Annotated in this window: 22 protein-coding genes and 1 tRNA gene; 12 read left to right on the forward strand and 11 right to left on the reverse strand. The window is 68.2% G+C overall.

Features of this window, described 5'->3' with window-relative positions; genetic code table 11:
* Positions 1–34: 34 nt before the first annotated feature.
* Both A5727_RS14020 and A5727_RS14025 read left to right on the forward strand, forming a co-directional pair.
* A complete protein-coding gene (locus A5727_RS14020) occupies positions 35–1,372 on the forward strand; it encodes an alpha/beta hydrolase-fold protein (RefSeq protein WP_068250079.1) in 1,338 nt (445 codons plus the stop codon).
* Positions 1,373–1,467: 95 nt separating this feature from the next.
* On the forward strand, positions 1,468–1,737 hold the full coding sequence (locus A5727_RS14025; RefSeq protein ID WP_068250082.1) for a hypothetical protein: 270 nt from the start codon (positions 1,468–1,470) through the stop codon (positions 1,735–1,737).
* 1 nt (position 1,738) lies between these two features.
* On the opposite strand, the gene A5727_RS14030 is transcribed toward A5727_RS14025, so the two are convergent.
* The 8 genes from A5727_RS14030 to A5727_RS14065 are packed head-to-tail and all read right to left on the reverse strand — an operon-like array spanning position 1,739 to position 10,444.
* Entirely contained in the window at positions 1,739–3,067 is a 1,329-nt protein-coding gene (locus A5727_RS14030) for an adenylate/guanylate cyclase domain-containing protein (protein WP_068250084.1), read from the reverse strand.
* On the reverse strand, positions 3,064–4,365 hold the full coding sequence (locus tag A5727_RS14035) for a vWA domain-containing protein (protein WP_082949803.1): 1,302 nt from the start codon (positions 4,363–4,365) through the stop codon (positions 3,064–3,066). Before A5727_RS14035 ends, A5727_RS14030 begins: the two co-directional genes overlap by 4 nt.
* Positions 4,362–5,033 (reverse strand): SRPBCC family protein, encoded by a 672-nt coding sequence (locus A5727_RS14040; RefSeq protein ID WP_068250087.1) that lies wholly within the window; start codon positions 5,031–5,033, stop codon positions 4,362–4,364. Before A5727_RS14040 ends, A5727_RS14035 begins: the two co-directional genes overlap by 4 nt.
* Entirely contained in the window at positions 5,030–5,935 is a 906-nt protein-coding gene (locus A5727_RS14045) for an AAA family ATPase (protein WP_068250090.1), read from the reverse strand. Before A5727_RS14045 ends, A5727_RS14040 begins: the two co-directional genes overlap by 4 nt.
* Positions 5,925–6,668, reverse strand: coding sequence for an XdhC family protein (locus A5727_RS14050; protein ID WP_068250094.1), 744 nt, complete (start codon positions 6,666–6,668; stop codon positions 5,925–5,927). The genes A5727_RS14045 and A5727_RS14050 overlap by 11 nt, the downstream gene beginning before the upstream one ends.
* 10 nt (positions 6,669–6,678) lie before the next feature.
* The gene (locus A5727_RS14055; RefSeq protein ID WP_068250099.1) at positions 6,679–9,078 is read right to left on the reverse strand and encodes an aerobic carbon-monoxide dehydrogenase large subunit; all 2,400 of its coding nucleotides are present in this window, start codon (positions 9,076–9,078) and stop codon (positions 6,679–6,681) included.
* Entirely contained in the window at positions 9,075–9,551 is a 477-nt protein-coding gene (locus A5727_RS14060; RefSeq protein WP_068250102.1) for a (2Fe-2S)-binding protein, read from the reverse strand. The genes A5727_RS14055 and A5727_RS14060 overlap by 4 nt, the downstream gene beginning before the upstream one ends.
* A gap of 2 nt (positions 9,552–9,553) precedes the next feature.
* Positions 9,554–10,444 carry an FAD binding domain-containing protein gene (locus A5727_RS14065; RefSeq protein WP_068250106.1) on the reverse strand — a complete coding sequence of 297 codons (891 nt, stop codon included), beginning with the start codon at positions 10,442–10,444 and terminating at the stop codon, positions 9,554–9,556.
* A 122-nt stretch (positions 10,445–10,566) separates the two neighbouring features.
* Here A5727_RS14065 and A5727_RS14070 point away from each other — a divergent pair, with 122 nt between their 5' ends.
* Positions 10,567–11,523, forward strand: a complete 957-nt coding sequence (locus A5727_RS14070) for a LysR family transcriptional regulator (protein ID WP_068250109.1) — start codon at positions 10,567–10,569, stop codon at positions 11,521–11,523.
* A 53-nt stretch (positions 11,524–11,576) separates the two neighbouring features.
* On the opposite strand, the gene A5727_RS14075 is transcribed toward A5727_RS14070, so the two are convergent.
* A tRNA-Gly gene (locus A5727_RS14075) sits at positions 11,577–11,650 on the reverse strand.
* 108 nt (positions 11,651–11,758) lie between these two features.
* On the opposite strand from A5727_RS14075, the gene dcd reads away from it, so the two are divergent.
* The 6 genes from dcd (at position 11,759) to rfbA (ending at position 17,631) form a co-directional block, all read left to right on the forward strand.
* The gene (dcd, locus tag A5727_RS14080; protein WP_068250112.1) at positions 11,759–12,331 is read left to right on the forward strand and encodes a dCTP deaminase; all 573 of its coding nucleotides are present in this window, start codon (positions 11,759–11,761) and stop codon (positions 12,329–12,331) included.
* Between the two features lie 187 nt (positions 12,332–12,518).
* A complete protein-coding gene (locus A5727_RS28385) occupies positions 12,519–14,159 on the forward strand; it encodes a DUF7159 family protein (protein WP_068250115.1) in 1,641 nt (546 codons plus the stop codon).
* Positions 14,160–14,339: 180 nt separating this feature from the next.
* Positions 14,340–15,665 carry a UDP-glucose dehydrogenase family protein gene (locus A5727_RS14090; protein WP_068250125.1) on the forward strand — a complete coding sequence of 442 codons (1,326 nt, stop codon included), beginning with the start codon at positions 14,340–14,342 and terminating at the stop codon, positions 15,663–15,665.
* Positions 15,666–15,669: 4 nt separating this feature from the next.
* Positions 15,670–16,392 carry a maleylpyruvate isomerase family mycothiol-dependent enzyme gene (locus A5727_RS14095; RefSeq protein ID WP_068250128.1) on the forward strand — a complete coding sequence of 241 codons (723 nt, stop codon included), beginning with the start codon at positions 15,670–15,672 and terminating at the stop codon, positions 16,390–16,392.
* A 19-nt stretch (positions 16,393–16,411) separates the two neighbouring features.
* Positions 16,412–16,768, forward strand: a complete 357-nt coding sequence (locus tag A5727_RS14100) for a nuclear transport factor 2 family protein (protein ID WP_068250132.1) — start codon at positions 16,412–16,414, stop codon at positions 16,766–16,768.
* Positions 16,768–17,631, forward strand: coding sequence for a glucose-1-phosphate thymidylyltransferase RfbA (gene rfbA, locus A5727_RS14105; protein WP_068250135.1), 864 nt, complete (start codon positions 16,768–16,770; stop codon positions 17,629–17,631). Before A5727_RS14100 ends, rfbA begins: the two co-directional genes overlap by 1 nt.
* Here rfbA and A5727_RS14110 read toward each other — a convergent pair.
* Positions 17,585–18,838: a YibE/F family protein gene (locus A5727_RS14110; protein WP_068250138.1), complete on the reverse strand. Its 1,254-nt coding sequence runs from the start codon at positions 18,836–18,838 to the stop codon at positions 17,585–17,587. The genes rfbA and A5727_RS14110 overlap by 47 nt on opposite strands.
* A 445-nt stretch (positions 18,839–19,283) precedes the next feature.
* On the opposite strand from A5727_RS14110, the gene A5727_RS14115 reads away from it, so the two are divergent.
* The gene (locus A5727_RS14115) at positions 19,284–21,560 is read left to right on the forward strand and encodes a glycosyltransferase family 2 protein (RefSeq protein WP_197507659.1); all 2,277 of its coding nucleotides are present in this window, start codon (positions 19,284–19,286) and stop codon (positions 21,558–21,560) included.
* Positions 21,561–21,569: 9 nt separating this feature from the next.
* Here the strand turns inward: A5727_RS14115 and A5727_RS14120 are convergent, their stop codons facing one another.
* Positions 21,570–22,541 carry a glycoside hydrolase family 26 protein gene (locus tag A5727_RS14120; RefSeq protein ID WP_068250152.1) on the reverse strand — a complete coding sequence of 324 codons (972 nt, stop codon included), beginning with the start codon at positions 22,539–22,541 and terminating at the stop codon, positions 21,570–21,572.
* Positions 22,542–22,617: 76 nt separating this feature from the next.
* On the opposite strand from A5727_RS14120, the gene A5727_RS14125 reads away from it, so the two are divergent.
* Positions 22,618–23,850, forward strand: coding sequence for a glycoside hydrolase family 26 protein (locus tag A5727_RS14125; protein WP_068250165.1), 1,233 nt, complete (start codon positions 22,618–22,620; stop codon positions 23,848–23,850).
* Positions 23,847–24,283: hypothetical protein (locus tag A5727_RS28165; protein ID WP_231992073.1), on the forward strand; the 437-nt coding region annotated here is incomplete at its 3' end. The genes A5727_RS14125 and A5727_RS28165, both read left to right, overlap by 4 nt.

A 24,283-nucleotide genomic window follows, 5' to 3' on the forward strand; every position in this document is an offset into this window, starting at 1 on the left:
GATAGACTCGAACTCGCAACAGGGGGAGTGGGCGATGGTCAGAACACACACGGTTGCCGCAGGGGAGACGCTGTCCGCGCTGGCGCTGCGCTTCTACGGCGACGCGGAGTTGTACCGCCTGATCGCCACCGCCAGTGGCGTCACCAACCCGAACGTCATCAATGTGGGGCAGCGACTCGTCATGCCCGACTTCACGAGGTACACGGTCGTGGCCGGGGACACCTTGTCGGGGTTGGCGTCGCGGTTCTACCGCGATGCGGAACTGGATTGGCTGATCGCCGGTGCCAGTGGCATCTCCGAGTCCGACCGGATCACCGTGGGACAACGGCTCATCATCCCCGACATCATCCGGCACCGGGTCGTCGCGGGCGACACGTTGTCGGGACTGGCCGTCCGCTACTACGGCGACGCCGCGTTCCACCCCCTGATCGCCGAAGTCAACGGCATCGCCGATCCGTCCGTCATCGACGTCGGGCAGATGCTGGTGATCTTCATCGGTCGCAGCGACGGGTTCGGCCTGCGCATCGTGGACCGCAACGAGAACGACGCTCGGCTCTGGTATTACCGCTTTCAGACCGCGGCGATCGGCTGGAACCCGGGCGTCAACGTGCTGCTGCCCGACGACTACCGCACCAGCGGACGCCGCTACCCCGTCCTCTACATGTTCCACGGCGGAAACGAGGACTTCCGGCAGTTCGACTTCTTGGGGATCCGCGGCCTGACGGCGGGGAAACCGATCATCGTGGTGATGCCCGACGGCGGGCATGCGGGCTGGTACTCCAACCCGGTGGCCTCCTTCGTCGGGCCGCGCAACTGGGAGACCTTTCACATCGCCCAGCTTCTGCCCTGGATCGAGGCGAACTTCCGGGTGTACCCGGAGTACGACGGACGTGCGGTGGGCGGGTTCTCGATGGGCGGGTTCGGTGCGCTGAAGTACGCCGCCAAATACTTCGGCCATTTCGCGTCGGTGAGCAGCCACTCCGGTCCGGCGAGTCTGCGTCGTGACTTCGGTTTGGTGGTGCACTGGGCCAACATCACCTCGGCGGTCCTGGATCTGGCCGGCGGAACCGTTTACGGCGCCCCGCAGTGGGATCAGGCCAGAGTCAGCGCCGACAACCCCGTCGAGCGGATCGAAAGCTACCGAAACAAGCGGATCTTCCTGGTCGCAGGCACCAGTCCGGACCCGCTGAACTGGTTCGACAGCGTCAACGAGACGCAGGTGCTCGCCGGTCAGCGCGAGTTCCGCGACCGCCTCCGCGCGGCGGGCATCCCGAATGAATCCCATGAAGTACCGGGCGGCCATGTGTTCCGGCCCGAGATGTTCCGCATCGATCTTGACGGGATCATCGCGCGGTTGAAGGCCGCCGGATAGCGGTGGATCAGAGATCTGGGGAAGCTGTTCCCCGGCGGCAGACAGAGGCGTAAATTCAGGTCAGAGCAGAGCCGTGAAACAGCGGGGGGCCTGCGATGACACGGATAATTCAACGCTGGGGAACCGCCACGGCGGCGGCCGTCCTGCCGATGGCGTTCGTGACTCTGATTGCACCGGCGACGAGCAGTGCTGCCGAGTGTGGGCCGGGAACCGTCTACGACGCGCCGACCAACACCTGCGTCGCCGCGCCGCTCCCACCACCGCCACCGCCTCCGCCGCCCGCGTGGAACGGTGACATCACGCCGTACTTCTCGGTGGGCATCTGCGCGCCGATCCCGTTCGTGTCGCTCTGCGCCGGGATCTGAGTCAGCGCGCGAAGACTCGGAAGACCTCCGTCTCATCAACGAGGCCCTTGAGTTGATGCGACCCGACGCTCTGGAACCGCAGTCCTGAACCCGCCGACAGATCGCGCACCGTGCGACTGGTGAACACCTCATCGGGGCCGGCCAGCGCGCCGATCCGGGCGCCGACGTGGACCGCCATACCGCTCCAGTCGTCACCACGACGCTCGCATTCGCCGATGTGGACCCCGGCCCGGAGATGGATCCCGCGTGCCGCCAGGGCCGGCACCAGTTCGAGCGCACACCGAGCGGCCTTGGTGGGTCCGTCGAAGAGCGCGAACACTCCGTCGCCGGTGTGCTTGGCGCGCTGGCCCCCGTACCGAATCACCAGCCGATCCACCAACCTGTCATGAAGATCGAGTTCGTGGCGCCAGTGCGCGTCACCGTGGGAGTTCAGCAGCGCGGTGGAGCCGACGATGTCGGTGAACAGCACCGCCGACAGCTTCCGTTCCGTGGGGATGTCGGATTGGGTGCCGCAGGCGAAGTCCAGCACGGCCGAGGCCAATTCGTCGTCGAGCAGGCCGTGCGGCCCCGGCGGAAGTTCCAGGAACTCGGCATCCGGAATGCCGTTCGCCAGTTCGAGTCCGGCCTCCGGACTGTTGATCGGGTCACCCCTGCGAGCCAAGACGAGGGTGGGGACGCGAATGGAGGACAGCACATCCCGCACGTCGATGTTCACCAGGGAATCCCACAGCATCAGCGCCATCATCGGGCTTGCGGAGAGCCGTTGGATACGTCCGTAGTAGTCGAGGAAGCCGGGCACCTCAGCGATGGCGCCGAAGAACAGCTCAGCCAATGCGCCTTCACCCCAAGAGCTTTCAATCTCATTGCGGTGTTCGGCCAGCATTTCCGGTGTGAACCCCCAGGGGTAGTCGGGGCCGTCGGGAGTGAATCGCGGGAGGGTGCCGTACAACACCAGCGACCGGACCCGTTCGGGGAAGGTCGCCGCGAACAGGATGCTCATCGGTCCGCCCTCGGACATCCCGAACATTGCGGGCCGCTCGGCGCCCGCGGCGTCCATCACGGCACGAAGGTCGTCCATCCGCTCGTCCAGTGGCGGAACATGCGTCACCGGGTCCGACGAACCCGTGCCGCGCTTGTCCCACGCGATGAACCGCGTGTGGTCCGCGAGCTGCTCGAAGAACGGGGCGAACGGGGACTGCGCTTCGTCCAGCAGATCCACATTGCTGACCCAACCCGGAACCCACACGACCGTCGGGTCACCGTCACCCACAACCCGGTAGGCCAGTCGCACGTCCCCGTTTCGTGCGTAGCGAACGCATGAATCGTTCACTCAGACATTCTGGCACCGATCGCACAGGACGGGTCTTGGATTTCCCTGTGCATCCCGGTCCCTGCTCGCGGTATCGACGTGACCTGCCTGGATGTCGCGGCCTCGTCGAGCACGTCGAACAGGTCCCCGAGCTCGGTGAGTGTGTGCGCGGGCAGGAAGTGGTCGCAGAACGGCAACGCCGCGGCCATCGCCCCGGCCTGCGGTGTGTAGCCGGGTGCCGCCGCGCGCGGGTTGAGCCAGATCACGCGGTGGGCGCGACGCCGCACCCGGCTCATCGCGTGGTGCACCACGTCGGCGGGGTCGGAGTCCCAGCCGTCCGAGGCGATCACCACGACGGCGCCGCGCAGCAGACTGCCGTTGTGGCCGGACAACAGCTCCGCGATCGACCGCCCCAGCCGGGTCCCGCCGTACCGGTCGTGCACTCGCGCATTCGCCCGGGCCAGCGCGACCTCGGCCGACCGGTGCGACAGGGCCGCCGTCAGCCGGGTCAGTGTCGTGGCGAATGCGAACACCTCAGGATGGGCGCCGCCGCGGCTGCGTCGACCCAGCACCGCGGCCCGCATGAGGTGCAGATACACCACCGCGTACGGCTGCATCGACCCGCTGACATCGCAGACCAGGACCACACGCCGCGGCCGTGTCCGGCGCCGCGTCCGAGCGAGCCGCAGTGGTTCCCACCCGGTGGCACGGGACGCCCGGATGGTCTCGCGCAGATCGATGTGACGGCCCGACGGGTGCCGCCGGCGGCGCAGCGTGCGCCGCTGCGGCCAGCGCGCCTCGGTGCTCTGCAGCCAGGCGCCGAGACGACGCAGGTCGTCGGCGTCGAACTGGTCGAAGGATTCGTCGGTGCGGGCCGCGAGCCAACTCGGCGCCAGGTCGGGTATCGCGCTGCCCGTCGGTGGGTGGGACGCCGCGGTGACAGACGCCGGTCGGGTCGTCCAGGGCAGCCCGGTGTCCGTCTGGCTGCTCTCGGCGCCGCCGGCGTGCTGCTCTCCGGGGATGCCGCGCGGCACCTGGCCGCGTTCGCGACTCGGCGGGTCGAGGCCCAGCACAGCGTCGGAGAACACCGCGCCGAAGACCGTGTCGAATGCGGGCAGATCCTCAGCCCGGCTCACCAGCGTCAGCCGGGCGGCCCAGTAGAGCTGCGACCGGTACGCCGGTTCGAGCACATGCATCGCGTGCACCAGGGACGACGCTCCGACACCCGACACCGCCACCCCGGCCGTGCGCAGCCGATCCACCAGGGCGACGGCGAACGCCGCCAGGTCGACGCCGCGCAACAGCAGCGGTGTTGTCATCTCCGAACGGCGTTGCGGGCCATACGCAGTCGGCCGAGCGTGAACACCAGCGCCGCGACCAGAAATGCGACGGCCACCGGCAGGCCGTACTTCTTGAGTGCGGCCCCGCCCGCGAGGTCGAGCAGGTCGATCGGTTCGGCTGGCGGCGCCGTCTCCGCCGGTTTCTCCGGTGTCGCGGGCGGGGCCGTTACACCTGCGGTGCCGCCAGCCGTATCGGCGGCCCTGTCGCTGGCGAGTCTGGCCTCCAGCGATTCCACGAACTGACCCAGCAGCTTCTCGGACACCTGCTGCAACATGCCACTGCCGAACTGTGCGAGCTTGCCGACGACCTTGAGGTCGGTGTCGACGGTCACGCGGGTCGACGCGCCGGCCTCATGCAGTTGGGCGGTGACGGTCGCGGCGGCGTTTCCGGTGCCGCGTGCCTCCTTGCCCTTGGCGTCGATGACGGCGCGAAACGTGTCCCGGTCCTGCTCGACGAAATGCACCCTGCCGTTGAACTCACTGGTCACCGGGCCGACCTTCACCTTGACCGCGCCCAGAACGTCCTCGCCGTCGTGCCCGGTCAGTGTCGCGCCCGGCATCAGCGGCACCACCTGGTCGAGGTCGGTGAGCAGATTCCAGGCGTCCTCGATCGGCACGCTGACGCTGAACTCGTTCGCGATCTTCATAGGGCGCTCTCTTTCAACTCCTGTTGATCCATCAGGGCATCACGCAGCAGTGCGCTGTCGTCGGGGGTCTTGGCCAGTGCGCCGAGGGTGCCCAGCGCGGCGGGGTCCACCAGGTCGCCGACCCGCAGCGCCACCAACGCCGCCACCCAGTCGATGGCCTCAGCCACGCCGGGGGGTTTGTCCAGATCGAGTTCCCGTGCATCACGGACGAATTGGACCGCCCGCTCGATCAGGGCATCCGTGGCCCCGGGCACCGTCCGCCGCACGATCGCGACCGCCTGCTCGCGCTGCGGGTATTCGATCCAATGGTACAGACAGCGCCGACGCAACGCGTCGTGAAGATCGCGACTCCGGTTGGAGGTCAGCACCACGATCGGTGGCCGGTCGGCGACGAAGGTGCCCAGCTCGGGCACCGTCACCGCCGCCTCGCCGAGGAATTCGAGCAGCAGCGCCTCGAATTCGTCGTCGGCGCGGTCGATCTCGTCGACCAGCAGCACGGGCCGAGTCGGGCCGCGGTGGCGCACGCACTGCAGGATGGGTCGGTCGATCAGGTAGCTCTCGGTGTACAGGGCGGCCTCGTCGATCCGCTCGCCGCCGGCCTCAGCCACGCGGATCGACAGCAGCTGACGCTGGTAGTTCCAGTCGTACAGGGCCTCGCTGGCCGTCAGGCCCTCGTAGCACTGCAGCCGGATCAGGGGTGTGTCCAGCACGGCGGCAAGGGTTTTGGCGGCCATGGTCTTACCGACGCCGGGTTCCCCCTCCAGCAGCAGCGGGCGTCCCAGGCTCGCCGCCAGGTGGATCGCTGTGGCGGTGCCCTCGTCGAGCAGGTAGTCGTGGGCGTCGAATCGCCGGACCACGTCGTCGACGTCGCTGAACACCGCCTGCCCTGAGTCAGCGGGCATGGGCCACGCCGCGGACGGTGGCGATCACCTCTGCGGCGATCGACACCGCGATCTCGGCAGGGGTGCGGGCCCCGATGTCGAGGCCGGCCGGAGTGTGCACCCTGGCCCGTTCGGCGTCGGTCAGGGTGAGACTGTCCAGGACCGATGCGCCACGGCTGCGGCTGGCGACCAGGCCGACGTAGCCGACACCCGCGTCCAGCGCCGCGCGAATCAGATCCGCTTCCGGGCCACCGAGGCTCGCGATGACCAGGGCGGTGGCACCGTCGAGGGCCGCCGGATCGGGACCGTCGAGGCGTCTGATGTCATGGCCGAGCAGCGCGCCCACCTCCACGAGGGCCTCGGCGATCGGCGACCCACCGAAGACCCCCACGAGCGGCGCGGGAACCTGCGGGTCGAGGAAGATCTCCAGTGCACCCCCGGACAGGCACGGGTTGACCACGACACACGCGCCGGGGGTCTCCGGGAAGTCCACGTCGCCGTCGGGCAGGACCCGCAGCAGCACGCTCTCACCGACCTGCAGCGCCCCCAGCGCGGCCTTGCGGACCGAGTTCTGGGCGCAGTGCCCGCCGACGAACCCCTCGATGGTGCCGTCGGCCAGCAGGATCGCCTCGTCGCCCGGGTGCGCCGACGTGGGCTGCTGGGCGCGCACCACCGTGGCATGCACGAACGGTGTGCGTGCCTTCCGCAGCTCCGCCAGTCTGTCGTGCAGCCTCGCCGGGGTGGTGTGGGTCATTGCGCCTCCATCAGATCGGTGGTGTGGCCCGGCCCTGCATGGCCTCCCACACCCGCGACGGGGTGAGCGGCATGTCCGCATGCCGAACTCCGAACGGCGCCAACGCATCCACGACCGCGTTGACGACGGCCGGCGGTGACCCCACGGTGGCCGACTCTCCGATGCCCTTGGCGCCGATCGGGTGGTGCGGCGACGGGGTGACGGTGTGGCCGGTCTCGAAGTGCGGGACCTCCATCGCCGTCGGGATCAGGTAGTCCATCAGCGATCCGCCCAGACAGTTGCCGTCCTCGTCGAAGGCGATCATCTCCATCAGCGCCATCCCGATCCCGTCGACCAGACCGCCGTGGATCTGCCCCTCGATGATCATCGGGTTGATCCGGGTGCCGCAGTCGTCGACCGCGAGGAAGCGGCGGACCTTCACCACGGCGGTGCCGGGATCGATGTCGACGACGCAGAAGTACGCGCCGTACGGGTAGGTGAGATTGGACGGGTTGTAACAGATCTGGGCGTCGAGCCCGCCCTCCAGGCCGTCGGGCAGGTCTCCGGCGCCGTGGGCCCGCATCGCGATGTCGGCGATGGTGACCGACGCCGACGGGTCACCCTTGACGTGGAAGCTGCCCTTGTCCCACTCGAGGTCCGCGATCGAGGCCTCGAGCATGCCCGCGGCGATGATCTTCGCCTTGTCCCGCACCTTGCGGGCCACCAGTGCCGCGGCCGCGCCGGACACCGGGGTGGAGCGGCTTCCGTAGGTGCCGAGGCCGAACGGGGTCTGATCGGTGTCGCCGTGCACCACGTCGATGTCGTCGGGCGGGATGCCGAGCTCCTCGGCGACGATCTGCGCGAACGTGGTCTCGTGCCCCTGGCCCTGGCTCTGCACCGACAGTCGCACCACGGCCTTGCCGGTCGGATGCACGCGCAACTCACACCCGTCGGCCATGCCCAGGCCCAGGATGTCCATGTCCTTGCGCGGACCGGCGCCGACGGCCTCGGTGAAGAACGCCATGCCGATGCCCATCAGTTCACCGCGCTGGCGCTTCTCGGCCTGCTCGGCGCGCAGGCCGTCGTAGTCGATCATCTCCATCGCCAGCCGCATCGTCTTCTCGTAGTCCCCTGAGTCGTACACCCAGCCGGTCTTGGAGTGATACGGAAACTGCTCGGCTTTCAACAGGTTTCGCAGCCTCAGCTGCGCCGGGTCCATCTTGAGCTCATAGGCCAGGCAGTCCACGAGACGCTCGACGAAGTACACCGCCTCCGTGATGCGGAACGAGCACGCGTAGGCGACCCCGCCGGGAGCCTTGTTGGTGTACACCGCGGTCATGTGGCAGTAAGCGGCCTCGATGTCGTAGCTGCCGGTGAACACCCCGAAGAAGCCGGCGGGGTACTTGACCGGCGCGGCGGTGCCGTTGAAGGCGCCGTGGTCGGCCAGCACGTTGGACCGGATCGCGAGGATCTTGCCGTCGTTGGTCGCGGCGATCTCACCGACCATGATGTAGTCACGGGCAAAGCCTGTGCTGGTGAGGTTTTCGCTGCGGTCCTCCATCCACTTGACCGGCTTGCCCAGCAGCAGCGACCCGACGATCGCGCACACATAACCGGGGTAGATGGGCACCTTGTTGCCGAAACCGCCGCCGATGTCGGGGGAGATCACCCGGATCTTGTGTTCGGGCAGACCCGCCACCAGCGCGTACAGCGTGCGGTGGGCGTGCGGGGCCTGCGTGGTGGACCACAGCGTCAGCTTTCCGGTCACCGGGTCCAGATCGGCCACCGCACCGCAGGTCTCCATCGGTGCCGGGTGCACCCGCGGATACACCATCTCCTGCTTGACGATCACGTCGGCCGTGGCGAAGACGGCCTCGGTGGCCGCGGCATCGCCGGTCTCCCAGTCGAAGCAGTGGTTGTCGGTCTTGCCGTCCAGGTCGGTGCGGATCACCGGGGCGTCGGCGTCGAGTGCGTGCCGCGCGTCGATCACCGGGTCCAGGGGTTCGTAGTCGACGTCGATGAGCTCCAGCGCGTCACGCGCCGAATACCGGTCCTCGGCGACGACGAACGCGACCTCCTGCCCCTGGAACCGCACCTTGTCGGTGGCCAGCACCGCCTGCACGTCGTTGGACAGGGTCGGCATCCATGCCAGGCCCTTGTCGGCGAGGTCGGCGCCGGTGACCACGGCCTTGACCTTCGGATGTGCCTGTGCCGCAGAGGTGTCGATGCTGACGATCTTGGCGTGGGCGTAGGGCGAGCGCAGGATCGCCAGGTGCAGCATGCCGGGCAGTGTGACGTCGTCGACGTAGGTGCCGCGGCCACGGATGAACCGGGGATCCTCCTTGCGCAGCATGCGGCCGTGGCCGCAGGGTTTCGCGTCGTTGACGGCGGTGTCCTCGGGGCGCTCGACGGGGTTCTCCAGCGTCGTCATGCCTTCGCCTCCTCCCGGGCGTGCCGTGCGGCCCACTGCACTGAGCGCACGATCGTGGTGTAACCCGTGCATCGGCAGATCTGGCCCGAAATCGCCTCGCGGATCTCGTCTTCGGTGGGATCGGGGTTGCGCTGAAGCAGCGCCCGGGCGGTGATCATCATTCCGGGGGTGCAGAATCCGCACTGCAGACCGTGGCACTGCATGAACCCCTCCTGGACCGGGTCCAGCCTGCCGTCGACCTCCATGCCCTCGACGGTGCCGATGTCGTGGCCGGAGGCCATCGCGGCGAGCATCGTGCAGGACTTCACCGGTTCGCCGTCGACCTCGACGACACAGGTGCCGCAGTTGGAGGTGTCGCAACCCCAGTGGGTGCCGGTCAGTCCCAACTGGTCACGCAGGAAGTGCACCAGCAGCATTCGCGGTTCGACGTCGGCGGTGACGGCCTCGCCGTTGACGGTCATGGAGACCTGCATATTCAGTTCCCTTCCGGGGCTGGGGCACTGCGCACGCGTTCCACCGCGGTGCGCAGTGTGCGGATGGTGAGTTCCTTTGCGAGGTGGCGTTTGTAGTCGGCGCTGCCGCGTGTGTCGCTGACGGGATCGCAGGCCTGCGCGGCGCGTTCGCCGGCTTCTGTGAAGGTCTCCTCGGTGGCGGGTCTGCCGACCAGATCGCGGGCCAGCGCGCGCAGTCCCTCGGGATCCGGGTTGACCGCTGTCAGGCCCACCCGCGCCGCGGCGATGGCGTCGTTGTCCAGGGTCACCTGGGCGCCGGCCGCCGTCACGGCCCAGTCACCGACTCGCCGTTCGACTTTCGCGTAGGCACTGGAGGTGCGGTGCCGCACCGGGATGCGGACCTCGATCAGCATCTCGTTGTGCGCCAGTGCGGTCTCGTACGGTCCGAGCAGGAAGTCGTCGATGGGTATCTCGCGTTCCCCGCCCGGTCCGCGCGCCACGCACACCGCGTCCAGGACCCCGCACACCGTGGTGAGATCCTCGGCGGGGTCGGCCTGGCACAGCGAACCGCCGAGGGTGCCGCGGTTGCGCACCACGGGATCGGCGATCACCCGCTCGGCGTCACGGAAGATCGGGCAGACCGCGGCCAGGGGGTCGGACTCCAGGACCTGCCGGTGCCGAGCCATCGCGCCGATCCGCACCAGCGTCGGATCGGTGATGACGTACCCCAACTCGACCGCGAGGTCGTTGATGTCAACGAGATATTCGGGGTTGGCGATGCGCAGTTTCATCATCGGCAGCAGGCTGTGCCCGCCGGCGACGATTCTGGCGTCCTCTCCCAACCTGTCCAGCAGACCGACCGCGTGGTCGACGCTGGTCGCGCGTTCGTACTCGAATGGCCCCGGAACCTGCATGTGAGCCACCTCACACCTGATCGTCGGGGGCGTCAACGGCTGGTTCAGCGATCACTTAACTCGCAGGAGGGATTTGCCGTTTTCCCAGGTCAGGCAGAGCCGGTGCGGCTACGCTCGCGCACGTGACACCCGCGCAGCTGCGCGCCTTCTCCGCGGTGGTTCGGCTCGGCTCGGTCCGGGCCGCTGCCGAGGAGCTCGGTGTGTCCGATGCGGGGGTGTCGATGCACGTGGCCCAACTGCGCAAGGAACTCGACGACCCGCTGTTCACGCGGACCGGGGCCGGGCTCGCGTTCACACCGGGCGGGCTGCGCCTGGCCAGTCGCGCCATCGAGATCCTGGGCCTGCAACAGCAGACGGCCATCGAGGTGACCGAGGCCGCGCACGGTCGCAGGATGCTGCGCATCGCGGCGTCGAGCGCATTCGCCGAACACGCCGCGCCTGGGCTCATCGAGCTGTTCTCGTCCCGCGCCGACGACCTGTCTGTCGAACTGAGCGTGCATCCAGCCAGCCAGTTCGGACACCTCATCGCCTCACGCGCCGTGGACATCGCGCTGGGGCCTGCGGCCGCCCCTTCGGACCCGACCCTGGTGGCGCGCGCGTTCCTGAAGTACCAGATCATCACGGTGACCACCCCGGACAGCCCGCTGGTTCAGCACGGATGTTCACCGTCGCTGCTGCGGGAGCAGTCGTGGCTGCTGGGCCCGTCCGGCGGCAGCGTCGACGGCGAGATCGCCGCCATGCTTCGGGCACTGGCGGTGCCCGAAGAGCGTCAGCGCATCTTCCAGAGCGATGCGGCCGCGCTGGAGGAGGTTCGCCGCGTCGGTGGGGTGACGCCGACGATCGGGTTCGCGGTGGCCAAGGATCTCGCCGGTGGACGGCTGGCGCACCTCAAGGGGCCGGGCCTGCAGGTCGGCGGCGAGTGGTTCGCCACCACGCTTCCCGCCTCAGCGCGTCAGCCGGCCGTCTCCGAGCTGCTGCGGTTCATCACCACGCCGCGGTGTACGCAGGCGATGATCCGGGGAAGTGGTGTCGGCGTCAGCCGGTTCCGGCCGAAAGTGCATGTGACGCTGTGGAGTTGAGGCCTGGGGCGAGCCGTGGAGCCAGGGCGCGCCGCGCTCAGAGTGCGGTTTCGTGGAGCCGGTGACGGGAATCGAACCCGCGTATTCAGCTTGGGAAGCTGATGTTCTGCCATTGAACTACACCGGCATGCTTGCCGACGAAGGATAGCAACCCGGCCGCCGGTCCTGCGGGGTAACCCTGGTCTGCGGCGCGGTGCGCCGTTCCCCGCGGGTGCGGGCCGGATAGTCTCGTCGGGTGCTGCTCTCCGATCGGGATATCAGGGCTGAACTGGCTGCGGGACGACTGAGCATCGATCCGTTCGATGACTCCCTGGTCCAGCCCTCCAGCGTCGACGTCCGGCTCGACAGCCTGTTCCGGGTGTTCAACAACACCCGCTACACCCACATCGACCCGGCCAAACGCCAGGACGACCTGACCACCCTGGTCGAACCCGACGAGGGTGAACCCTTCGTGCTGCACCCCGGCGAGTTCGTGCTGGGCTCCACGCTGGAGGTGTGCAGCCTGCCCGACGATCTGGCCGGCCGCCTGGAGGGCAAGTCGTCGCTGGGCCGCCTGGGCCTGCTGACCCACTCGACCGCGGGATTCATCGATCCCGGCTTCAGCGGCCACATCACACTCGAACTGTCGAACGTCGCCAACCTGCCGATCACACTGTGGCCCGGCATGAAGATCGGGCAGTTGTGTCTGCTGCGTCTGACCAGTCCCGCCGAGCATCCGTACGGCAGCGACAAGGTCGGCTCCAAGTACCAGGGCCAGCGCGGCCCGACACCGTCGAAGTCGTATCAGAACTTCGTCCAGTCCTCCTGACCGCGGGTAGGCTGACAGCTACCGGGCCGCGGGGGGCCCACGGTAATGCGGACACGCGGGACTTCACAGCGGACGCCCATGTAACACCGCAGGTGGAAGCGTCGATGAAGTTCTTAGTTGACTGCATGGACGGCAAGCGTGCCCGGGAACGTGAACTGGATGCGCAGCAAACAGACTTGGAGGGGCAGTGGACATCGTACTTGGTGTGTCGATGACACCAACGTCGGTCCGCATGGTGCTGGTCGAAGGCGAAAAAGCCGACGGCTTGACCGTTGATCACGACACCTTCAGCGTGGGTTCGGACGAGACGGCGGCAACGGCCTCAGAGCAGGTCGTGACCGCGATTCTGGGCACCCGGGAGAGCGCTGCCGAGGGCGGCCACCGGTTGGTCTCGACGGGCGTGACATGGCGTGATCACGACGAGGCCGCCGCGCTGCGAGACGCTCTGGCCGCACACAAGATCGACGGCGTCATGCTCGTCTCCGAGCTGCATGCCGCAGGCGCGCTGGCGCAGGCCGCCGGCCGCGCCGTCGGATATGACCGCACCGCATTGATGTTCCTCGAACGCGACACCGCCACGGTGTCCGTGGTCGACACGGCCGACGGCTCGATCGTGCGGGTGCAGAGTCAGGATCTGCACGCGCAGGACGCCGTCTCCGAACTGACGGCCATGGTCGCCGGCCTGGAAACGCTCGACGCCCCGCCGCAGGGCGTGTTCGTCGTGGGCTCGGGCATCAGCGTCGCCGCGATCAAACTCCAACTCGAATCGGCCACGTCGCTGCCCGTCATCGCGCCCGAGGAGGCCGAGCTCGCCCTGGCCCGCGGCGCCGCCCTCGCCAGCGCGAGCGCACCGCAGTTCGAGGCGACGACGGTGGGCCTGGCGTACGCCAATGCCACCGCGGACGCCGACGCGACACAGGTCGCCGGAATCGGATACATGGCCTCGGCCCCGGGCCTGGCCTACAGCGAGGTCATCGACGAGCCGGAGCTGACCGGCCTGGCCGAACCGGCCGCAGAACCGCAGGTTCCCACCGAGCGCAAGCCCTTCCTGCTGGTGGGCAGTGCCGTGACGTCGATCTTCGTGATCGGCGTGGCCGCACTGGTGATCTCGCTGGCGGTCAGCATCCGGCCCACCGTCGACGAGCGGCCGGTCCCCGGCGAGAACATGATCGTGCCGACCCAGCCGCCCGCGGCGGCCGTCACGCCGAAGGCGCCGGCACCCGCGCCGCCGCCCGAGACCATCCCCGCGCCCAGGCCCGTCGTGCAGGAGGCGCCGCAGCCGCAGGCTCCGCGCACGGTGTTCGTCGAGGCTCCGGCGCCCGCCGCCCCGGCTCCGGCTGCTCCGGCGCCCGTCCCGGCCGCGCCGCCCGCACCTGCCCCGGCAGCGCCCGTGCCCGCGCCCGCACCGGTCGTCGCGCCGCCCGTCGTCGCGCCGATCATTCCGCCGCCGGTGATCGTGCTGCCCCGGCCCCAGCTGCCGCCGATCTTCCGGCCGCCGTGGGATCCGCCGCAGCGTGACAACGACGACTGGGAGCCGCCGAAGCAGCAGTGGCCGCAGTGGCCGTCCAAGCCGCAGCCGCAGCGTCCGCCGGTGCCCCAGGTGCCGGTCCCGCAGGTTCCGCAGGTCCCACAGGTTCCTCAGTACCCGCAGTACCCACAGACCCCGCAGGTGCCTCAGGCTCCGCGGCAGCAGGTGCCCGACTACGACCCACCGTCTCAGCAGTGGCCGGGCAGTGATTCGGGCTCCGGGTCCCATTCCGGCTCGCGATCGGGTTCGGGTTCGGATTCCGACGACTCGGTCTGGCCCTGGCCCTCCTTCGGGGACTGATCAGGTATCGCATCGCGGGATTGCAATGAGGGCTGTTGATCTCGCGGCCTGACCACCCTGTGTGCAATTTGGGGCCCACCGGCGTACCGGCGCAGCGGGCTCACGAGCATTCACCTTCTGTTGGCATGACGATCAGAGCGACGACGCGCTGAGCTCACCCGCGCCGCATAGACAGATCCCATGCGATGCACGGTCTTCGGCACGGGCTACCTGGGTGCGACCCACGCCGCCGGAATGGCCGATCTGGGGCACGAGGTCATCGGCGTCGACGTCGACCCGGGCAAGGTGGCCAAACTGTCCGCCGGCGAGATCCCGTTCTACGAACCGGGACTGCGCACCATGCTCAGCGACAACCTGGCCGCGGGACGCCTGCGGTTCACCACCGACTACGAGGCCGCGGCGGAGTTCGCCGACGTGCACTTCCTTGGGGTCGGGACACCGCAGAAGAAGGGCGAACTGGGCGCTGACCTGCGGCACGTACACGCCGTCATCGACGAACTCGTTCCGCGCCTGCGCCGGCACGCCGTGATCGTCGGCAAGTCGACGGTCCCGGTCGGCACGGCCGCCGAGCTGGCCCGGCGCGCACGGGCTTTGGCGCCGGCAGGGGTCGACGTCGAGGTGGCCTGGAACCCGGAGTTCCTCCGCGAGGGCTTCGCCGTCCACGACACCCGGCATCCCGACCGCATCGTCCTTGGCGTGCAGGACGATTCGCGCCGCGCAGAGCAGGCGGTCCGCGAGCTGTACGCGCCGCTGCTCGACGACGACGTCCCGTTCCTGCTCACCGACCTGCAGACCGCCGAACTGGTCAAGGTGTCGGCGAACGCATTCCTGGCGACCAAGATCTCCTTCATCAACGCCATCTCCGAGGTGTGTGAAGCCGCCGACGCAGACGTGACTGTGCTGGCCGATGCGCTGGGCTTCGACCCGCGCATCGGCCGGCGTTTCCTCAACGCGGGCTTGGGATTCGGCGGCGGTTGCCTGCCCAAGGACATCCGCGCATTCATGGCCCGGGCCGGTGAACTGGGCGCCAATCACGCCCTGACCTTCCTGCGCGAAGTGGACAGCATCAACATGCGGCGCCGGACCAGGATGGTCGAGTTGGCGACGGCCGCGTGCGGTGGTTCGCTGCTGGGCGCCAACATCGCGGTCCTCGGGGCGGCCTTCAAACCCGAATCGGACGACGTGCGCGACTCCCCGGCGCTCAATGTCGCAGGACTGCTGCAGCTCAACGGCGCGGCCGTCAACGTCTATGACCCCAAGGCCATGGAGAATTCGCGCCGGCTCTTCCCGACCCTGAACTACGCGACGACCGCGCTGGAGGCCTGCGAACGCGCCGATGCGGTCCTCGTGCTGACCGAATGGCAGGAGTTCACCAACCTCGACCCCGCCGAACTCAGCGAGGTCGTGCGGGCCCGGGTCATCGTCGACGGACGCAACTGCCTCGACGTTGCCCGTTGGCAGTCCGCGCAATGGCGCGTGCATTGTCTGGGCAGACTCGTACGCTGACTGCGTGGATTACGCGCAGGAGTTCCTCGACGAGGTGAGCCGGTTCGGCGACATCGTCTTCGCGGCCGACCCGGAGGCGGCGGTGCCGTCCTGCCCGGGATGGACCATGACCCAGCTGTTCCGCCACGTCGGCCGCGGAAACCGCTGGTCCGCCCAGATCATCGCGGACCGGAGGGACACCGCACTGGACCCACGGGAGGTCCGCGACGGCAGACCGCCCGCCGATGACAAAGACGCCCGCCAGTGGCTCGTCGACGGCGGGCGGGCACTGCTCGACGCCGTCGGCAGCACCGGCGCCGACACCCCGGTCTGGACGTTCACCGGCCCCCAGCGTGCCGACTGGTGGGTGCGCCGCCGCCTGCATGAGGTGCTGGTGCACCGCGCGGATGCGGCGCTGGCCGCCGGGGTCGACTTCGAGGCGGACCCGGTGGTGGCCGCCGACGCGATCAGCGAATGGCTGGGCCTGGCGGCGATGCTGTCACCGGGCATCGGCGAGTCCTCGGTGCACCTGCATGCCACTGACGAGGGCCTGGGCTCCGAGGGGGAGTGGCTGATCACGGGCAAGGCGTTCTCGCATGAGCACGGCAAGGCCGACGCCGCGGTGCGCGGACCCGTCACCGACCTGTTGCTGATCACCACCAACCGGCGTCCCGTCGCCGACACCGACGTCGAGGTGTTCGGTGACGAGCAGGTGCTGCAGTCCTGGTTGGCCGGATCCAAGCTGTGACTGGGATAGGTTTTCTGTCATGACGACTTCGGAGATCGCCACCGTACTGGCCTGGCACGACGCGCTCAACGAACGGGATATCGACACGTTGCTCAAGCTGTCCAGCGACGACATCGAGATCGGCGACGCCCGCGGTGCGGTGCTGGGCCGCGCGGCCCTGCGGGACTGGGCGCAGAACGCGCCGACCTCCGTCACGGTCGGAGACCTCTACGTGCACGACGGTGTCGTGGTCGCCGAGCAGACGCTGGCCGACGGTTCGACGCAGGCCACGGCCTTCCGGGTGGTCCACGACCACGTGACGTCGGCGTTCCGGCACGACGACCTGGCCTCAGCACTCGCGGCCACGGACCTGACCGAGGATGACCTGGACGCCTGATGCGCGGGATCATCCTGGCGGGCGGTTCAGGCACGCGTCTGTATCCGATCACCAAGGGCGTCAGCAAGCAGTTGCTGCCGGTGTACGACAAACCCCTGATCTACTACCCGTTGTCCACCCTGATGATGGCGGGCATTCGCGACATCCTGGTCATCACCACCACCCACGAGTCCGCGGCGTTTCAGCGTCTGCTCGGTGACGGGTCGGAGCTGGGCGTCGCGATCACCTACGCGACACAGGACCGGCCCGACGGCCTGGCGCAGGCGTTCGTGATCGGCGCCGAGCACATCGGCACCGACCGGGTGGCGCTGGCCTTGGGCGACAACATCTTCTACGGCCCCGGGCTGGGAACCAGTCTGCGCCGGTTCCACGATGTCGACGGCGGCGCGATCTTCGCCTACCGGGTGGCCGACCCGTCGGCCTACGGCGTCGTCGAATTCGATGAGGCCGGCACCGCGGTGTCACTGGAGGAGAAACCCGCCATCCCCAAGTCGCACTATGCGGTACCGGGGCTGTACTTCTACGACAACGACGTCGTCGAGATCGCCCGCTCGTTGAAGCCTTCGGCGCGCGGCGAATTCGAGATCACCGAGATCAACCAGAGATACCTGGAACAGGGGCGGCTGCATGTCGATGTGATGGCGCGCGGCACGGCATGGCTGGACACCGGCACCTTCGACTCGCTGCTGGACGCCAGCGACTTCGTCCGCACCATCGAGCGCCGGCAGGGCCTGAAGATCTCCATCCCGGAGGAGGTCGCCTGGCGGATGGGCTTCATCGACGACGAGCAGTTGGCCCAGCGCGCCCACACGCTGCTCAACTCCGGCTACGGCGCGTACCTGCTGGAGTTGCTGGACCGGTAGCCAGCGCCGCGGCGATCGCCGTCGTCAACGGCACCGACAGCGCCAATGCGATGCCGCCGACCGCGGATCGCGCGATCTCGATGGCCACGGCCTCGCTGGTCAGCACGTCGCCCAGCGAGCGGTTGGCCACGCTGAACAACAGCAGCAGTGGCAGTGAACTGCCCGCGTATGCCAGCACCAGCGTGTATACCGTGCTGGCGATGTGATCGCGGCCCACCCGCATGGCACCGGCGAAAACGGCTCGCCGCGAGGTGTTCTCACCCACATTCGCCAGCTCGAACGCCGTCGAGGCCTGCGTGACGGTCACGTCGTTGAGCACGCCGAGGGAGCCGATGATGAACCCGGCCAGCAGCAGGCCGGTGATCGAGATGTGGCCGAGGTACGCGGCGACCTCGTTGTTCTGGTCTTCGGACAGGCCGGTCAGGTTGACCAGTTCGATTGCCGCCCACGACAGCCCGGCCGCCAGCAGCAGTGACGTCAACGTGCCGAGCAGGGCGGCACTGGTGCGCAGGCTCACACCGTGCGCAAGGTAGATCACCGCATAGAGGATGGCCGAGGACGCCACCAGCGCCACCGGCACCGCCGGGGAACCATCCCGGAGGGCGGGCAGCAGGAACACCACCAGCACCCCGAAGGCGACCGCGATGCCGATGAGGGCCCGCAGGCCCCGCCACCGGGCCACCGCGACGATCACCACCGCGAACGCGACCGCCAGGCCCGCCAACGGCCAGGTGCGCTCATAGTCGTAGAACGCATACGTCGTGACGCCCTGCGGGTCCACCTGGCGGATGATCCGGATATGTTCTCCGGCAGCCAGATTCGGCTGGCCGGGACCCGGGGTGAACTCCAGCAGCGTGTCGGCGCCGCGGTTGGGCCCCGAGGTGATCTCGATCCGGGCGTATACACATTCCCCGGCGCCTGAGATGCCGGGCAGGGGGTTCCCCGTGAGGACCTGGCCTGAGGAGGGGCTGCCGCAGTCGCCGAGGGCACTGGAGCGGACGTCGCCGGCCTCGGTCGTCACCGCCCCGCCCGAGGAGTTCTGGTAGGGCAGGGGGATGTCCGCCTTCTGCTGGCTGGGCCACAGCAGGACAGCACCGACGACGGTGAGGACGCCGATCGCGATCAGCAGGAGGACCACGACCCTGGCGGCCAACGGGCCCAGGGGCGCGGGTCCCGAACCGTGGGAATGAGAATGCGAGTGGGCCACCCGGTCAGGCTAGAGGGCGGGTCTGTGCGGCCGCGGCGGCGGGCGGCGCACCTGCCGACGATCGCGAATTCAATGGCGATCAATTCCGGACAGCATTTCGTGCAATATTCGAAAATGGGCACATTTTTGTGCTGCATATCGTCGCAATCCTGTGATGGAACTCACGGATTGTTCACAAGGGTGCAGATGCGGGGGTCCGGCATGTGTGGTCGACTTGCTGAGTCGGTATTGAGCGACACTTTGTATCGCGTTCTGTGCACTGGGGGACATTTCCGCGAGTTTGCCGACGTGACTTCTACGCTGGGGGGCGGGTAGTGCAGGTTCATCACCACTAGGCAGTTTCGGCATGTTCCTTTTCGCGGCGCTCTGAGGCGTTGCGCGATTCCTGGCGCCGTCTGCGTAAGTACTCATCTGAATTATTTATCGCCGGAAGGTGATGATCGAAATGTCTTTGAAACGGCTCTATATTGTTCGGTTTCTGGCGCTCCTGGTGGTTTCGCTGGGTATCGCCTATCTCACCTGGCGCTGGTCGAGCACGATCGCCTGGGATGCGTGGTGGATCGCCGTCCCACTGGTGTTGGCCGAGACCTACAGCCTCAGCGAGTCGATTCTCTACGGCCTGACGATGTGGAACGCGCGGCGACGACCCCCGCCGCCGGCGGCACCGACCGATCGTTCCGTCGACGTCTTCATCGCGACCTACAACGAACCGCTGGACATCGTGCTGCAGACCGCGGTCGCGGCCCGGCATATGACCTATCCGCACAAGACCTGGATCCTCGACGACGGTGACCGGCCCGAGTTCGCGCGGGCCGCCGAACTCGTCGGAGTCGGATACCTCACCCGGGGACCGGAATGGGATGGCCGACCCAGATTCGCCAAGGCGGGCAATGTGAACAACGCCCTGTTTCAAACCTCAGGGGAGTTCATCGCCGTCCTGGACGCCGATCAGGTTCCCCAACCGGAGTTCCTCGACCGCGTCCTCGGCTACTTCACCGACCCCGAGGTGGCCTTCGTGCAGACGCCGCAGCAGTTCTGGAACACCCCGCCCGCGGACCCCCTGGGAAGTCAGGCGGATCTGTTCTACGGCCCGATTCAGCAGGGCAAGGACGGCTGGGGGGCGGCATTCTTCTGCGGGTCGAACGCCGTGCTTCGCCGTGAAGCGCTGATGGCACTGGGGTTGACCATGTTCTCCCGCACCGCGGCCGAACGGGTCCGGCGGGAACTGCGCCGCGGACGTACTCAGGTCGACGCCGTGCTGTGCGCGCTGACCGCCGACGAGCGCAGCATCGCGGACTCCGCGCAGTGTGCGCTGGACATTCTCGTTCGCGCCGAGGCGCGCGTCAGAACCGGTGACGTGCTCGCCGAGGTGACCTACGACGTGCGCCGCGAGTTCGCGGCGCTGATCGGCCGTGGACGCGTCTCCGAGGCGCTGGGGCGGGTGCTCATCCAGATCGTCGAGCGCGCCGACGTGGCACGCACCGATCAGGCGCTCGCCATCGACCCCATCACCACGTCGTCGATCACCGAGGACATGGCCACGGCGATGCACCTGCATGCGCTGGGGTGGGCGAGTGTCTACCACCACGAAGTCCTGGTCCGCGGACTGGCCCCCGAGGACGTCCGCAGCATGCTGACCCAGCGACAGAGGTGGGCGACGGGAACGATGCAGGTCTTCTTCTCGGACAATCCGCTGTTCATCAAGGGCCTCACCGTGGGGCAGCGCCTGATGTATCTGGCCACGATGACCAGCTATCTCAACGGCTTCGCCGCAGCGGTCTACATCGTCGCACCAGTCGTGTTCCTCACCACCGGCATCTTCCCGATCCACACCGACACCACGGCGTTCTTCGTCTACTTCATGCCGTTCTTCATCCTGTGCCAGGCACTGTTCCTGTTGGCGGGCAACGGTTCCCGGGGTCTGTGGCGCGGCCAGCAGATGTCGTTCGCGCTGTTTCCCACCTGGATCAAGGCCACCGTGACCGGCGCCCGGGCCGCATACTTCGGTAAGACGGTGAAGTTCTCCGTGACCAGCAAGACCAGGCAGGACACCGGACGGGGATACGGCTACGTGCTGCCGCAGCTGATCGCGATCGGCGCGCTGTTGACCGCGGCGGTGATCGGTGTGGTCGCCGCATCCGGGGGCCAGAGGCCGCTGCTGGCAACGCAGCTGACTCTTGGGTGGGTGGCCATCGAGATCGCCCTGCTGTGGTCCATGGTGCGCGCGGCCCGCTATGACGGGCCGGGTGCGCAGATCGACTGTCCCATCGCGGCGCCGGTCCTCGCGGAGGCGGACGCCGTCGTGGCGCAGGTGGCCGCGGAGCAGCGCGGAGCCGTCCCGGTGCCCCCGGGCGCGCACCCCGCGCGTGCACAGCGGGACCGAGGTCGGGACGAGGGCATCTCGGCCGCCGCGATGGCGATCCGCTGCGATGTGCGCAGGTTCGACGCCGACGAGGCGCTGCGACTGCGGGCTTTCGTCGCCGAATCCGCAGCCGCACCCCTGGTGTTCATCGATGTGGGCGGTGTGGAGTCGGTGACGCCGTCGGGTGTCGCGGCGATGCTCGAACTGCTGCGGATGGTCCGCGCCCGAGGCGGCGAACTGAGGCTGTTCGGGGCCTCGAGCGCGTTCGAGCGCGCGCACCGCGTGATGGAGTTGGCCAGGGTCACCCCCCTGCATCCCGACCATGCCGACGCGTCCGCGCGGCTGGCCCTGAGAGCCTAGGCCACAGGCTCAGGGCGACGGGCGACGGGCGAGTTCGTCATGGAACGCATCCTGGGATCCGGCCGAGGAGTTGAAGCGCCAGTCGCGCTCCTTGACCATCTGGAACCACACGAACCCGGCCACCCGCTCCTGGTGGGACAGGAAGGCGAACAACCGCTGGATCCAGCGGGCTTTGTCGACGCCGGACTGCGGCCCCTCGACGCTCGCGGTCTCCCCGATCAGGATCGGGTGCGCGGAGTCGAGGCCGCGCAGCTGATCGAGACCGGGGCCGAAGATGTCCTCGGGTTCCCGCCACGTGCGTCCGTCCCCGTCGCCCCAGTTGTAGCCGTCGAGGCAGAGCACGTCGACGGCGTCGGAGCCGGGGAAGGCCGCCGCCATATCGCTGGAACCCTCGTTCGGCGCGTCGGGACACCACATGAACGAGACGTTGTCGGCGCCCCGGAGCGCGAAGCGCTCTCGGACGTGATGCCACGCCGCGAGGAAGTCGGCCGCGGTGTTGCCGTTCACCCCCACCGACCACGGGTAGTGGTCGCTGTTCATCTCATGGCCGAACCGCACCAGCACGGGCTTTCCCCACTCCGCCAGATTGCTTGCCCAGGAGTCCAATTGGGCGTCGAACTCGCCCAGCGGAAACCGCGACAGCGCGTAGGCCGGCTGGCTGGTCCCCATCCCTGGACGCCACGGCTCCAACGTGACGATCGGAGTCGCGCCGGTCTCGGCGATGCGGTCGAGTTCGGGGATCGGGGTGCGCTCGTCGATCCCGGCGAACCGCACGATGTAGTCCGGAGTCGAACCCGCCATCTGCGCCACGGTGCGGAAATCGCTGGACTGGGACTGATCGTCGGGCAGGAAGACGCCCCACTTCAGGCGGTGCTGTCCCGACTCCGAACCCGCGGACTGCGTGCCACAGGCGGCGAGCAGTGCCACAGCGATCAGCCAGGCGCCGTGGCGGCGGCCGTGTGGGGATCGGGCGGGTTGCATGACTCATCATAACGACAACGGTCAATCACATTCATCTTCAACAGTTTTCACCTCCAAGAAACAGGGAGTTGATGACGTGGTCTCAGATCTTCTGGACGAGGATTCGTTCCGTGCGCATCCGCCCCGGCGGCGCCGCCGGGGTCAGAATGTCTTGATTCCGGTGATGATCATGGTTGTCGCGGTGGCCGGTGTGCTGTTCGTGGAACCGCGGATCCAACCGCTGCAGGAACTTCTGGGGCGCTGCCAGGTCAAGAACGCCGCCTCGGTGATCCCCACGAGCGGCGTGTTGTTCGGCGTGAACCTGGACTGGAAGTCCGAGACGCTCGCCGAGCACCGCGACAATATGGGGCACCGACCAGCCGTCGCGGTGCAGTTCTCCGACATCCCCTATGACCGCGACACCTGGGAGCATGCGAAAAGCGCTGTCACGCAGGTGAAAGAGAACGGCGGTGCGATGGTGCTGACGCTCGAACCACATGGTGGACTGGATACGTTGAGCCCCGACGTGATCCGAACTCTGGCCTACGATCTGCTCGCGTTGAACGACCAGGGTGTGCCCGTGATCGTCAGGTTGGCACACGAGATGAACGGCTCGTGGTACGCCTGGGGGCAGCAACCCGAGCATTACAGGTGGGTGTTCCGGCAGGTCGCCGACGCGATCCACCGCGTGGCCCCGGGATCGGCGATGATGTGGGCGCCCAACTACGGAGGCGGCTACCCGTTCGCCGGGGGACAGTACGCAGCCAAACCCGGGACGCCGGACTTTCTGGCGCTCGACACCGATCGCGACGGCGCGCTCACCATGGCCGACGACCCCTACGGCCCGTACTACCCGGGTGACGAGTACGTCGACTGGGTGGGAATATCGCTGTACCACTGGGGAAACCAGCGTCCCTGGGGAAACAACGAGATCACCGAACCCGGCAAGTTCGTCGACATGCTCACCGGCAACTACAACGGCACCGCGGGTGACGATCTCGGCGTGCCGGACTTCTATCAGGTGTATGGCCAGGAGCGCCGGCATCCTGTAGCCGTCGTCGAGACCGCGGCGATATTCACTCCGTCCCGGGCCGGGCAGAGCGAACTCGCCGTCAAACGGGCCTGGTGGCGGCAGGTCTTCGCCGAGGAGACACACCGCCGATTCCCGCAGTTGAAGATGATCAACTGGTTCGAGTGGAAGAAGTTCGAGATCGAGATCAACGACTGGGTCGACTGGCGCGCCGCCGGATCGGATGCGATCCGAGACGCCTTCATCGCCGACCTGCCGGACTGGCTGACCTACGCCGGTGAATTGGATGTCTGCGGATGACCAGGGCACTGAGGATTCTGGTTGCGGCACTGTGCCTTGCGGGCTGTTCGCCTGAGCCGGCCCACGATCCGTCAGAACCTCCCACGTCGTTCCCGGTTCACACCCCATCGGTGAACCCCTGGGCCGACAGTGATCTGTCCGCGGCGGTCGGGGCTCCGGCCGCGGTCGCGGGCAGCCTGGCCGGATACGCGTTCGACGCCGGGCAGAGTCAGCACCTGTTCTTCGCCGCAGCCCCCGACGGACATCTCCGTGAGATCTGGTGGGACTTCGAGGGCTGGCACACCACCGACCTCACGGCCGCGACCGGCGCGGCCGAGGCCGACCCGGAGTCGTTGGGGGGGGGGGGGGGGGGGGGCGGGCCCCCCCCCCCCCCCGCGGGCCGGGAGCGCGCGCGGGGGCGCCACACCCACCGACTGGCGGGGGGCGGGGGGGG

The organism is Mycobacterium sp. ACS4331 (assembly GCF_001667265.1).
In the GTDB taxonomy this organism is placed as follows: domain Bacteria; phylum Actinomycetota; class Actinomycetes; order Mycobacteriales; family Mycobacteriaceae; genus Mycobacterium.

Coding starts and splice junctions, on each gene's coding strand:
- A5727_RS14020 (WP_068250079.1), top strand. CDS start 35: ATGGTCAGAACACACACGGTTGCCGCAGGGGAGACGCTGTCCGCGCTG.
- A5727_RS14025 (WP_068250082.1), top strand. CDS start 1,468: ATGACACGGATAATTCAACGCTGGGGAACCGCCACGGCGGCGGCCGTC.
- A5727_RS14035 (WP_082949803.1), bottom strand. CDS start 4,365: ATGACAACACCGCTGCTGTTGCGCGGCGTCGACCTGGCGGCGTTCGCC.
- A5727_RS14040 (WP_068250087.1), bottom strand. CDS start 5,033: ATGAAGATCGCGAACGAGTTCAGCGTCAGCGTGCCGATCGAGGACGCC.
- A5727_RS14045 (WP_068250090.1), bottom strand. CDS start 5,935: ATGCCCGCTGACTCAGGGCAGGCGGTGTTCAGCGACGTCGACGACGTG.
- A5727_RS14050 (WP_068250094.1), bottom strand. CDS start 6,668: ATGACCCACACCACCCCGGCGAGGCTGCACGACAGACTGGCGGAGCTG.
- A5727_RS14055 (WP_068250099.1), bottom strand. CDS start 9,078: ATGACGACGCTGGAGAACCCCGTCGAGCGCCCCGAGGACACCGCCGTC.
- A5727_RS14060 (WP_068250102.1), bottom strand. CDS start 9,551: ATGCAGGTCTCCATGACCGTCAACGGCGAGGCCGTCACCGCCGACGTC.
- A5727_RS14065 (WP_068250106.1), bottom strand. CDS start 10,444: ATGCAGGTTCCGGGGCCATTCGAGTACGAACGCGCGACCAGCGTCGAC.
- A5727_RS14090 (WP_068250125.1), top strand. CDS start 14,340: ATGCGATGCACGGTCTTCGGCACGGGCTACCTGGGTGCGACCCACGCC.
- A5727_RS14100 (WP_068250132.1), top strand. CDS start 16,412: ATGACGACTTCGGAGATCGCCACCGTACTGGCCTGGCACGACGCGCTC.
- rfbA (WP_068250135.1), top strand. CDS start 16,768: ATGCGCGGGATCATCCTGGCGGGCGGTTCAGGCACGCGTCTGTATCCG.
- A5727_RS14115 (WP_197507659.1), top strand. CDS start 19,284: ATGTCTTTGAAACGGCTCTATATTGTTCGGTTTCTGGCGCTCCTGGTG.
- A5727_RS14120 (WP_068250152.1), bottom strand. CDS start 22,541: ATGCAACCCGCCCGATCCCCACACGGCCGCCGCCACGGCGCCTGGCTG.